12 protein-coding genes and 1 pseudogene are annotated in these 10,434 nt (G+C 71.7%); 6 read left to right on the top strand and 7 right to left on the bottom strand.

The annotated features are described in order from the left end of the window. The first annotated feature begins 352 nt into the window (after positions 1 to 352). The gene (locus AB0M88_RS51645) at positions 353 to 1,159 is read left to right on the top strand and encodes a hypothetical protein (protein WP_364115459.1); all 807 of its coding nucleotides are present in this window, start codon (positions 353 to 355) and stop codon (positions 1,157 to 1,159) included. 4 nt (positions 1,160 to 1,163) lie between these two features. Here the strand turns inward: AB0M88_RS51645 and AB0M88_RS51650 are convergent, their stop codons facing one another. Further along, a complete protein-coding gene (locus AB0M88_RS51650; RefSeq protein WP_364115462.1) occupies positions 1,164 to 1,364 on the bottom strand; it encodes a hypothetical protein in 201 nt (66 codons plus the stop codon). Between the two features lie 164 nt (positions 1,365 to 1,528). Between AB0M88_RS51650 and AB0M88_RS51655 the strand changes: the two genes are divergently transcribed. The 3 genes from AB0M88_RS51655 (at position 1,529) to AB0M88_RS51665 (ending at position 4,522) form a co-directional block, all read left to right on the top strand. Then, positions 1,529 to 2,002, top strand: a complete 474-nt coding sequence (locus tag AB0M88_RS51655; protein WP_364115465.1) for an HAD domain-containing protein — start codon at positions 1,529 to 1,531, stop codon at positions 2,000 to 2,002. A 121-nt stretch (positions 2,003 to 2,123) separates the two neighbouring features. Then, on the top strand, positions 2,124 to 2,357 hold the full coding sequence (locus AB0M88_RS51660) for a hypothetical protein (protein WP_364115468.1): 234 nt from the start codon (positions 2,124 to 2,126) through the stop codon (positions 2,355 to 2,357). A 1,856-nt stretch (positions 2,358 to 4,213) separates the two neighbouring features. After that, the gene (locus AB0M88_RS51665; protein WP_364115471.1) at positions 4,214 to 4,522 is read left to right on the top strand and encodes a hypothetical protein; all 309 of its coding nucleotides are present in this window, start codon (positions 4,214 to 4,216) and stop codon (positions 4,520 to 4,522) included. A gap of 7 nt (positions 4,523 to 4,529) precedes the next feature. On the opposite strand, the gene AB0M88_RS51670 is transcribed toward AB0M88_RS51665, so the two are convergent. Further along, positions 4,530 to 5,165: a class I SAM-dependent methyltransferase gene (locus tag AB0M88_RS51670; protein ID WP_364115474.1), complete on the bottom strand. Its 636-nt coding sequence runs from the start codon at positions 5,163 to 5,165 to the stop codon at positions 4,530 to 4,532. Between the two features lie 30 nt (positions 5,166 to 5,195). Between AB0M88_RS51670 and AB0M88_RS51675 the strand changes: the two genes are divergently transcribed. Beyond that, entirely contained in the window at positions 5,196 to 5,780 is a 585-nt protein-coding gene (locus tag AB0M88_RS51675; protein WP_364115477.1) for a helix-turn-helix domain-containing protein, read from the top strand. Here AB0M88_RS51675 and AB0M88_RS51680 read toward each other — a convergent pair. From AB0M88_RS51680 to AB0M88_RS51695, 4 genes are all read right to left on the bottom strand, one after another. Beyond that, on the bottom strand, positions 5,683 to 6,606 hold the full coding sequence (locus AB0M88_RS51680) for an RNA polymerase subunit sigma-70 (RefSeq protein ID WP_364115480.1): 924 nt from the start codon (positions 6,604 to 6,606) through the stop codon (positions 5,683 to 5,685). The two genes, AB0M88_RS51675 and AB0M88_RS51680, sit on opposite strands and share 98 nt — an antisense overlap. After that, positions 6,590 to 7,555 (bottom strand): serine hydrolase domain-containing protein, encoded by a 966-nt coding sequence (locus AB0M88_RS51685; RefSeq protein ID WP_364115483.1) that lies wholly within the window; start codon positions 7,553 to 7,555, stop codon positions 6,590 to 6,592. Before AB0M88_RS51685 ends, AB0M88_RS51680 begins: the two co-directional genes overlap by 17 nt. Positions 7,556 to 7,725: 170 nt before the next feature. Beyond that, positions 7,726 to 8,109 (bottom strand): hypothetical protein, encoded by a 384-nt coding sequence (locus AB0M88_RS51690; RefSeq protein ID WP_364115485.1) that lies wholly within the window; start codon positions 8,107 to 8,109, stop codon positions 7,726 to 7,728. Positions 8,110 to 8,241: 132 nt separating this feature from the next. Beyond that, positions 8,242 to 9,156 (bottom strand): NADP-dependent oxidoreductase, encoded by a 915-nt coding sequence (locus AB0M88_RS51695; RefSeq protein WP_364115488.1) that lies wholly within the window; start codon positions 9,154 to 9,156, stop codon positions 8,242 to 8,244. A 102-nt stretch (positions 9,157 to 9,258) separates the two neighbouring features. On the opposite strand from AB0M88_RS51695, the gene sigJ reads away from it, so the two are divergent. Then, complete coding sequence (gene sigJ / locus AB0M88_RS51700) at positions 9,259 to 10,182, top strand: RNA polymerase sigma factor SigJ (RefSeq protein WP_364115491.1); 924 nt, start codon at positions 9,259 to 9,261, stop codon at positions 10,180 to 10,182. 141 nt (positions 10,183 to 10,323) lie between these two features. Here the strand turns inward: sigJ and AB0M88_RS51705 are convergent. Continuing rightward, positions 10,324 to 10,434 (bottom strand): annotated as a pseudogene (locus tag AB0M88_RS51705) (IS5/IS1182 family transposase); the annotation flags it as partial.

Raw genomic sequence — 10,434 nt, forward strand, 5'->3', positions numbered from 1 at the left:
CCCCCACCACCGCCCCCCCCCCCCCGCCGCCGCCCCGGCCGCGGGGGGTCGAGTGCGGGGGGCCCGCGCCCCGGCCACCTACATGGGGGCGGGGGCCCCCCCCCCGACCCTCCGAACACCCCGAACTGCCCCCACCGCCAGAGCCGCGGCGTCGGGCACCGCCGAAACCACGCGACGGCCGGCCTGGCGGGTCGAACCGCCGTAACCGCGCCGGTCGTACACGAGAAAGCGCAAGCGACTCCGCGACCTCGCCCCGATCGGCCCGGGCCATTTCCACCGGCTGCCCGGTGACCCGACGCTCAGCCCACTAGTCGTCGGGAGCGCCCCGCGCCCATCTAATACGGTTGCGCGGATGACCGGTGCCTTCGCCGCGGCGATACTCTCCGCGATCTGCTACGGCGTGGGCACGGCCCTGCAGGCCGCGGGCGTTCGCCGCCGCCGGCGCCTGCCGTTTCTGGGCGGGGTGGGGCTCGACCTGCTCGGGTTCGCCGCCCAGTTGGTGGCGCTGCGCGGGCTGCCGCTCTTCGTCGTGCAGGCGGCCCAGGCCGGCAATCTCGCGGTGACGGCGCTCGCCTGCGTACCCCTGCTCGGCATCCGCCTCGGCACCCGCCAGTGGGCCGCCGTGCTCGCCGTCTGCGCCGGGCTCGCCCTGCTCGGCGCGTCGAGCGGGGCCGAGGGCACCGCCGGGACCGGTCTCACCACCCGGTTTGTGCTGCTCGCGGCCGCTCTCGTGCTCGGCGCCGGCGCGCTTCTCGCCGCCCGGCTCCGGCCGCCGGGCGGCCCCATCATTCAGGGCGTGGTGGCCGGGCTCGGCTTCGGCCTCACCGCTCTTTCCGTACGCGCGGTGCCCGCTCTCGAGCCGGCCGCCCTCGTGCGCGACCCCGCCGCCTACGCGGTCGCGGTGAGCGGGGCCTGCGCGTTCCTGTCGTTCGCCGCCGGGCTGCAGCGGGGCGCCGTGACAACCGTTTCCGCACTGGTCATCCTCGGCGAGACGGCACTGCCGGCGGTCGCCGGAATTGTGCTCTGGCACGACCGTACGCGTGCCGGCTGGACCGCCGCGGCGGTCCTCGGATTCGCCCTGGCCGTCGCCGGTTCCCTGGTTCTGGCCCGGTTCGCCGAGCCCGGCCGGGGCGACGAGCCCGTCACCCCGACCGGGTGAAACGTCAGGCGGTCACGTCGAGGATCGACGACGTGGAGGTGCCCGTGGCCGGGTCGACATCCGGGGCCGGAGCCGGCGCCTCGGCCCGGTGGTGTCCCCCGCCGTGGCGGCCGGCCTTCTTGGTGGCGTCCGGCTTCTGGCTGTCGTCGGCGACCTTGTAGGCGGCCATGCTGGTCGTCGAGCCGATCGGGTTGATCGAGTTCATGGTGTTCTCCCCTCGAGGGCCGGTGGTCGGCCCCGCACCTGACGAATCGGCCCACCCGGTTTTCGCCTTCGGCTTTGACAGCGCAGTCATAGCAACCCACAGAGTGCCCACAGCGGCACCCCCGGGCCCCGCGACGGCGCTTTGCGGGGCAGAATCACCGGCATTTGAGCGAGACCCTTCTCTTCCTGGACGTCGACGGAACGCTCCTGCCGTTCGCCCCGCGCATCCGCTCCTCCCGCCCCAGCCGCAACCCCCTGCTGGACCGCCTCGATCCGGCCGACGGCACCCGCCTGCGCGCGCTCGGCTGCACCCTGATCTGGGCGACGAGTTGGATGGACGACGCCAACGAGGTCCTGGCCCCCCGCCTCGGCCTGCCCCGCCTGCCGGTCCTCGACTGGTCGGACGACGAGCAGGAACCCCCGACCGGCGTGCACTGGAAGACCCCGGCGCTGGTCCGCTGGGCCGCCGGCCGCCCGTTCGCGTGGCTCGACGACGAGATCTTCGACGCGGACCGGCGCTGGATCGCCTCGCACCATCCGGCGCCCGTGCTGGCCCACCGGGTCGACCCGCGCTCCGGGCTGACCGGGGCCGACTTCGCCGTGGTCCGCGGCTGGCTGAACCGGTCGCGGCCCGGGTGAGTGCGCTCCAGCATCGCCCCGGCCCGACGCCGTTCCGCGGGCGGCGACGTTCCCGAGCCGTCGGCCGCGGCCGGAACAGGCCGCTGAGCAGTGATCGCCGGCCGCCTTCTAGCCTGGTGCGGTGACTGATCTCGACGAGACCGTGCAGCCCGATTTGATCGCTACCCACTACCTGACCAGTGTCGACGAAGTAACCGAACACCTTCGCGCGGCCAACCAGCTGGGCCTCGGCGTCCGGGTTCGCAGCTACCTGGAGGCCGAAGAGGACGGCGAGGAACTGGTCGAACACTGGGAGGTCGAGCTGCTAACGGCGTCGCCGGTGCTCGAACAGGAGGAGCCGGCGGCGGCCGAATAGGCCCCGAAAGAGCCCGTCAGCAGCGGTGGGGCGCTCCGCCCCACCGCAGCGCGCCCACCATTTCGAGCGCCACGCCTCCTCAGCGGCGACGACGATCCCGCTCGTGATCTCCAGAAGGCCCGCCACCGACGGCGACCGACGGGCCAGTGCCTGACCGGGTCGCAGCGGCAGGCAACGCGCTCGGGTGGCGCTGCATATTTCGCGCCAGGCGTCGGTCCGCTCGACGTCCCGGTGGCCAGATCACTGATTCTGGCGGTGTAATCCGGCCCCCAGCAGACGAGCGATTCGGATCCAGGTAATAGTTAGTCACGGCGGCTCTCCCAAACTGCCGATTACGGAGCGCGCCCATCGGGCCCCTGAATGTGAGTAATGGCGCAACTCTAAATAGGGTCGCATCAACACCGACACTCATGGTGGTGCTGATAAGCGCTCGTAATGACAAATTTCAGCAGTTCTCCGGACTGAATGTAAGCCCATTATCGCGACATTTTCCGAAGACGCGGTGCTACGCCATTCGGCAATCGTTACGGTCGGGGCCGCGGCCCGTCCCGCGACCACGGCCGAGGGTGATCCCGATCGATCCGGCGCGGGCGGTGCCCGGCTGGGCGGTGCTCCGAGCCAGGCGGTGCTCCCAGCCGAGCGGTACTCCCAGCCGAGCGGTGCTCCCAGCCGAGCGGTGCTCCCAGCCGAGCGGTGCTCCCAGCCGAGCGGTGCTCCCAGCCGAGCGGTACTCCCAGCCGAGCGGTACTCCAGCCGAGCGGTACTCCCAGCCGAGCGGTACTCCCAGCCGAGCGGTACTCCCAGCCGAGCGACGCTCCCAGGGATCGGCAGCCCTCCAAGGGCGGGCGGTGGCGCCCTGTTGCCGGTCGGCGCCGAGGGGACCGCTCGGCCGAGCCGGCACGACCGACCGGGAGGACTCGGCCGGCCTGATCGGCGGGGCCGATCCGATCGGCGGAGCCAGCCGTTCCAAGGCGCTGCGCAATCTGCCCGCCGGCAGCGGCCGACCGCGCCGACCTGACCGGCCCGGCTGGGCATTGCGCAACCTGCCCGCTCGCTGCGTTCGACCCGGTCAGCCGAGCCGGCCTGCCCAGCACCTGCCACCTGGTCAGCAGATGCAGCCTGACCACCGGATGCGGCATGATCAGCAGATGCGACCTCACCAGCAAACGCAGCCTCACCAGCGGATGCGACCTCACCCGCAGACGCGGTGGTTGTCGCAGGAGTGCCCTCAGCGGCCGGATGGACCTCGCCTTCATCAGCGCCGGTGAGCCCTCGAACGCAGGAAACGTTCCCGGTCGAAGCCTGAACCGGCAGCCGCTGCGCGTCGGCGGGCTCCGACACCGAGGCCGAAGGGTCGGATGCCTGGCAGCTGTGGATGCGGCAGGGAGCGTTTCCTGTCGAAGCCTCGACCGGCAGCCGCTCAGCGTCGGCCAGCTCGGGCACGGAAGTCGAGGTGTCGGTGCGGTCGGCCGGTGCGACGACGTCACCGTAGAGACGCAAGTTCATCGCCCGGCGGCCATGACGCTGCCGCAAACCCCATTCACGATGCCGCTCATGCTCCCGGCGAAACCGATCCGCCTCCGGCGAATAATTGCGCGCCGCAGTCCGGTCACGCCACGACATTACTTGCGACCGGGGAAAGAACTCGAGCTGCGGCATAAGCTATTTTCCCGCATTCGGACCGGGAAATGTCAGCCCCACCGGCGTGTCGATCGTGCCAAACTGATACCGCAAAATGATCATCGCGTGAAACGGCGAACATGTCGCCCACGTTTCGCTCCGACATGCAACTGAACGGAGCAGGTATGGCGCGGAGGCCAGTGGGTCGGGACATAGGCCGCCGTACGCTGACAGCTATGGACCCCGCCGAACCGGCCGCCGTCTCTCTGGTCACGGTCGAGAACCTGCAGGGGTACGTGCTGGACCAGTATCTCGGTCTCGTGCAGGCCCTGGGTGGCTCCGCCGCCGAGGCGACCAAGGCGCTCGAGGTGCGGGCGCTGGTTCGCGCGCGGCGGGCGTACGCCGAAGCCGCGCGCCGCCGCACCGCGACCGCCGGCAGCTATGTGGTGCTCGGCCTGCGCGTCGCCGCCGGGATCAATGCCAGCGGCCAGCCGGTTTGGGTGGCGTACGGCACGCTCGCCCGCGGTCACCGCGGCACCCATTAGGGGCTGGTCAGCGTTTGCGGACCAGGGTCAGGCCGTCGCGGATCGCCAGCATGACGGAGTCGACCCGGTCGTCCTGGAGGATCTGGTCGTTGAGCTGCCGGACCGCGGCGTGGGCCGGGCGCTGGGGATCGAGGACCTTGCCGCCCATCAGGACGTTGTCGATCAGCAGCAGGCCGCCCGGGCGCAGGCGGGGGATCAGGGCCTCGTAGTAGGCCGGGTAGCCGGTTTTGTCGGCGTCGATGAAGGCCAGGTCGATCGCCGGGTCGGTGGGCAGGTCCCGCAGGGTGTCGGCGGCCGGGGCCAGACGCAGGTCGATGCGGTGGTCGACGCCGGCGCGTTTCCAGTAGTCGCGGGCCAGCGCGGTCCATTCCTCGGAGATGTCGCAGGCCAGCAGGGTGCCGTCGTCGGGGAGGCCGCGCGCGATGCAGAGCGCGGAGTAGCCGGTGAAGACGCCCACCTCGACGGCGTGCCGGGCGCCGCTCAGCTGGGTCAGCATGGTGAGCAGGCGGCCCTCGTCGGCGGAGACCTGCATCCCGGCGGCGTCGGGGAAGCGGGCGGCGGTCTCGGCGGCCAGGTCGTTCAGGATCGTGTCGGCGGGGGTGCAGTGGGACTGGACGTAGGTGGCGATGTCGGCATTGAACATGCGGCTAAGCGTCGACTATTCTCGACGCTTATGCAACCCCAGGAGACACCGCAGGAGCTCGTGCTCAGTGAGCCGGCCCAGTTCAAGGCGCTCGGGCACCCGCTGCGCCACCGGCTGCTGCTCGCGCTGCGGGGGCGGCCGGCGACGTTCGCGCAGCTGGCGGTCGCGCTGGGGGTGGCCAAGGGCACGGTTGGCTACCACGTCAAGCTGCTGGAAGAGGCGGGGCTGGTGCGGGTCGCCCACGTGCGGCAGGTGCGCGGGGGCACCGAGCAGTACTACGAGCCGACCAGTCAGCGGCTGCGGATCGCCGCCCCCGCCCCCGGCGGCGGCGGCGTCGGGGTGCATGGGGCGCGGGCCGCGATGCTGCCGGCCGACGAGGGCGCGCCCGACGTCACGATCCTGCGGCACGTGCGGCTGGGCGCCGCGCAGGCACGGGCCCTGGCGGCGACTCTGGAACGGTTCGCCAACGGTGACGAGATGGCCGAACAGGAGAGCGGCGAGACCTACGGCGTGCTGCTCAGCCTCTACCGCACGGACCAGGGCTCACCGCGTACGCCGGGAAAGCGGAAGCGGACCGCGAAAGCCGCGGCAGAGTCGGGGCCAGGAAGGTCGTGACCGACCGGATCAGCGAGTCGCCGAACTCGTAGACGAGCAGCGCGAACGGCTCCCCCTCGCGCCACTGCCAGGAAGCCGGCGTGCCGTTGTAGAAATCGGTGGTCAGGCGGGCGCCGGCGCACGAGTCGGAGGCGGCCATGACCGCGCCGATCGTGTCGCGGCCGCGGATCCACCAGGTGAACGGCGGCATCGTGAAGGTGGCGTCCTCGTGCAGCAGGGCGACCATCGCGGCGACGTCGTGCCGGTGGAAGGCGTCGGTGTAGCGGGCGACCAGGTCACGCTGCGCGGCGTCGTCGAGCGGGCTCGGCCGGTCGAGGTCGGCGCGGCGGATGCCCTCGCGGGCCCGCTGCAGGGCGCTGGTCACCGCGGCGACGCTGACCTCGAGCAGGGCGGCCACCTCGTCGGCCCGCCAGCAGAGCACGTCGCGCAGGATCAGAACGGCCCGCTGCCTCGGCGGCAGGTGCTGCAGGGCAGCGACAAAAGCCAGGCGTACGCTCTCCCGCCGCACCGCGACCTCAGCCGGGTCGTCCCGCATCGGCAGAACCCACGCGTTCTCCGGGAGCGGATCCTCCAGCGGAGCGCCGGGCGGGCCCGCGATCTCCAGGCCCCGGCGCCGGGCCGAGCGGAGCATGTCGAGGCAGACGTTGGTGGCGATGCGGTAGACCCAGGTGCGCAGCGAGCCCTTCGCCGGGTCGAAGTCGGCGCCGTGCTTCCAGGCGCGCAGCAGCGTCTCCTGCACCGCGTCCTCCGCCTCGAAAGGCGAGCCGAGCATCCGGTAGGAGAAGCCGACGAGCTCGCCGCGCAGGGCCTCAAGCGAGGATTGCATCGCTCACCTCCGATTGGTGGGGCGAACCCGCGACGGGCCCTTCCAGGCGGTTGGTCAGGTAGGCGACGACCAGCCGCCGGGTCGGGTCGGCCCAGCCCACGCAGGCGTTGGACCCGTTGTGGCCGAACGTGAGCGGGCCGCTGAGCTTACCCATCGCGCGGCTGCGGGACGGGCCGCCGAGCTGAAAACCCTGCGACCAGCGGATGGGCAGCCCGAGCACCCGGTCGATTTCGCCGTCGCCGGACGACGGGGTGCGGGCCTCGGCGGCGGCCGGGTCGTCGAGCATGGCCTGATAGAACTGGGCGAGGTCGCGCGCGGTGCCGATGACAGTGGCGGCCGGGATCGCCGCCCGACGGAAAAACCCCTGATTGAACAGCACCCGGCGGATCCCCCCGACCAGGGCCACCGAGGAGCCGGGCCCGCCGAGGCGGGTGCGCTTCATTCCGTACGGCGTGAGCACTTCACGGCGCAGCACCTCGCGAAACGGTTCACCGGTCACCCGCTGCACGACCTCGCCGAGCAGAAAGCCGAAGCTGAGCACGTGGTACGCGGGTACCGCACCGGCGGCGTACCGTGGCCGCGCCTCGGCGAGCGCCCGCACCGAACGGTCCCAGTTCGGGGCCAGCACGGCGTCGAGGGGCAGGCTCTTGCCGTACGGCAGCCCGGACCGGTGCTGCAGCACCTGCCGGATCGTGATCGTCTCCTTGCCCTGCCCGCCGAACTCGGGCCAGTGCCGGGCGACCGGGTCGTCGAGGCCGAGCACGCCCTGGGCGGCGAGCCGGTGCACGAGCATCGCGGTGAGCGGCTTGCCGGCCGAGAACAGCAGGAACGGCTGGTCGGGCCGGGCGTTGACGGACCGCTCGAGCACGGTCTCGCCGTCGAGCAGCACGCACAGCTGAGCGGCCACGCCGGGCCGCTCGATGAGTGCCGTCACGCGCCCTACGTCCATGCCGTCCCAGATTAACCGCCGAACGAGAGCGAGGCCGGATTCCCCGGCCGCGACCAACCCATGCTCGTCGCGCCCCTGCACCGTCCTGCAAACCGGACTCCGCCCGCCCCGCCCACCACCTGCATCTGGCCCGGGCCGGCTCGAAGCGCCTCACCGACGTGGCCACGCTCCTAGCTTGAGTCGGTGCCGTGCTGGGACAGGACGACCGAGAACGGCTCGCCTGATGGCTGCTCAACGCTCGCGACCAGCGGCGTTTGGGCGGCCGGGACGACCACACGCTCGAGGCGCCCACCGGTGAGGGCGACCGGGCGATCCTGGGGATCGGTCCGGCCGCCCAGGTGGTGGGCGATGGCGAGCGCTCGTCGCCGGGCGGCGGCGGACCCTGTCATTGTCGATGTGACGGTTTCTCGGCCGGCCGCGCCCGCGGAAAGTCCGGCCAGGAGCCCGGCGGATTCCTCGGCGGTGAGATGGCCCATGTCGATCAATGCCTGAGCCGCACCGATGACCTGTGCTCGAAGGCCGAGCCGCTGGGAGGCCGGCAGCGTCGGTTCCACTTCGCGGGCCTCGGCGACACGCCGGCTCAGATAGCGGCGAGGGTCCATGAGCATCTCCGTCGATGGATTCGGTCGTCGGGGCGCGGCGCCGGCCGGACTACCGGCCGAACGCGGCCCCCGGATACGCCGACGCTACGACGAGACCTGGACGATCGTGCGGCCGGCCGGGTGGCTGGTCGCGTTGAAGGCGGCCGGCGCCTCGTCGAGAGTCACGGTCTGGCCGATGACCGAGCGGAGCCGGCCGGTCCGGACCCGCTCGGCGATCTCGATCAGCTGCCGCCGGTCGGGCTCGACCACGAAGAAGACCGCACGGCCCTGCTCCGGCGCCGTGACCGGCTCGGCGACCGAGATCAGGACGCCGCCGGGGCGCACCAGCGGGGCGGAGCGCTTGGCGATGTCGCCGCCGAAGATGTCGAACACCACGTCGACCGGGCCGACCTCGTCGAGGCTGTCGGAGCCGAGGTCGACGAACTCGTGCGCGCCGAGGTCGAGGGCGGTCTCGCGGTGCCGGCCGCGGCCGGTTCCGATCACGTACGCGCCGCGCTCCCGTGCGAGCTGGGTGACGAACGATCCGACGCCGCCGGCCGCGCCGTGCACGAGGATGGTCTGCCCGGTGCGCAGGTCGCCGTGCTCGAACAGGCCCTGCCAGGCGGTGAGGCCGGAGATCGGCAGGCTCGCCGCGGTGACGTGGTCGATGTCGGCGGGCAGTGGTGCGAGGTTGCGGGCTTCGACGGCGACCAGTTCGGCGAGCGAGCCGTTGCGGGTCCAGTCGACGAACCCGAACACCCGCTGCCCGACGGTGAGCCCGGTGGTGCCGTAGCCGAGCCCGGTGACGATCCCCGAGAGCTCGTGCCCGGGCACCGAGGGGGTACGGTCGCGGCCGGCCCGGTCGGCCCAGGTCGCCGGCCAGGTCAGCTCGCCGTTGGTGAAGCCGGAGGCGTGGACCCGGACGATGACGTCGTTCTCGGAGGCGTGCGGCTCGGGCTGATCACTCAGGGTCATCCCGGCGGTGCCCAGGTTTCGGTCAGTGACGACGACGGCTTTCACGATAATCCCTTCCTTGGACGTTACGGTCGTTAGACGACGCGGGGCCGCCGGCTGTGAGGTGGCGCGTCGTGCGTCACAGCCGGCCGGTGAGAAGGTGTTTCGGTGAACAGCAACAACGCGGCTCCGGCTTCCGCTGCCGCTTCGGCTTCGGCCGACGTGACCGGGGAGCGACGCCATCTGATGTCGGTGGCCTTCCGGATGCTCGGCACGGTCGCGGAGGCCGAGGACGCCGTGCAGGAGGCGTACGCCCGCTGGTATCGGCTCGCCGAGCCGGAGCGCGCGGCGATCGAGGCTCCGGCCGGGTGGCTCACCCGCGTCACCAGCCGCATCTGCCTCGACATGCTGGGTTCGGCCCGGGCACGACATGAGAACTATGTTGGCCCATGGTTGCCCGAACCGGTGCCACCCACGGAGTTCCCGGCCGATCCCGTCGACAAGGTCGCCCTGGACGACACCGTGAGCGCGGCCCTGCTGGTCGTACTGGAATCCATGACCCCCGCCGAGCGGGTGGTGTTCGTCCTGCACGACGTCTTCGCGGTGCCGTTCGGCGAGATCGCCGAGACGGTGGGCCGCTCACCGGCGGCGTGCCGGCAACTGGCGGCCTCGGCCCGGCGGCGGGTGCGAGCCTTCGGCAGCCGCCTGGTTCCGCGGGGCGAGCACGAGCGGGTGGTCCGCTCGTTCGGCGTAGCCGCGAACTCCGGCGACCTGACCGCCCTGATCCGCTCCCTGGACCCCGGCGCGGTGCTGCGCACCGACGGCGGCGGCGTCACCCGGGCCGCGCTGAACGAGGTGGTGGGCGCCGACCGGGTGGCCCGTTTCCTCACCGGCATCATCGGCAAACGCCCGGACCTGCAACTGCGGGAGACCGAGACCAGCGAGGGGCCGGCCCTGGCCATGCACGAGAACGGCCACGTCGTAGGCATCATCACGTTTGAGGCGACCCCCGGCGGCATCACCGGCGTCAGCATGATTCTCAACCCCAACAAGCTGACCCGCTGGAACACGCCCGTTTCACCATCATTGTGACGGTAGATAGCGTTGGCTGACCCCGGCCGGCAAACCCCGAAACCGCGGGGCGGCTGACTACGACGAATCAAGCCGCTCTACGGCCACGCGAGCCCGATCTCAGAGGCCGTCTGATTCACGTACTTTGTGCGTTATGGCGGTTTAGGTGTCTCGCCAGGTTGGGGTGGTTTCGTCGGTGGCTCGTCGGGTGAGGTTGTCGATCATCGCGATGCGGATCATGGTGGCGGAGGTTTCCGGGAGGGTTTCGTAGTC

Source organism: Actinoplanes sp. NPDC051411 (genome assembly GCF_040682075.1).
Classification (GTDB): Bacteria; Actinomycetota; Actinomycetes; order Mycobacteriales; family Micromonosporaceae; genus Actinoplanes.

What these genes read in the sequence shown, in the direction of transcription:
- AB0M88_RS51645 (WP_364115459.1), top strand. Translation starts at nt 353, where the DNA reads ATGACCGGTGCCTTCGCCGCGGCGATACTCTCCGCGATCTGCTACGGC.
- AB0M88_RS51650 (WP_364115462.1), bottom strand. Translation starts at nt 1,364, where the DNA reads ATGAACTCGATCAACCCGATCGGCTCGACGACCAGCATGGCCGCCTAC.
- AB0M88_RS51665 (WP_364115471.1), top strand. Translation starts at nt 4,214, where the DNA reads ATGGACCCCGCCGAACCGGCCGCCGTCTCTCTGGTCACGGTCGAGAAC.
- AB0M88_RS51670 (WP_364115474.1), bottom strand. Translation starts at nt 5,165, where the DNA reads ATGTTCAATGCCGACATCGCCACCTACGTCCAGTCCCACTGCACCCCC.
- AB0M88_RS51675 (WP_364115477.1), top strand. Translation starts at nt 5,196, where the DNA reads ATGCAACCCCAGGAGACACCGCAGGAGCTCGTGCTCAGTGAGCCGGCC.
- AB0M88_RS51680 (WP_364115480.1), bottom strand. Translation starts at nt 6,606, where the DNA reads ATGCAATCCTCGCTTGAGGCCCTGCGCGGCGAGCTCGTCGGCTTCTCC.
- AB0M88_RS51685 (WP_364115483.1), bottom strand. Translation starts at nt 7,555, where the DNA reads ATGGACGTAGGGCGCGTGACGGCACTCATCGAGCGGCCCGGCGTGGCC.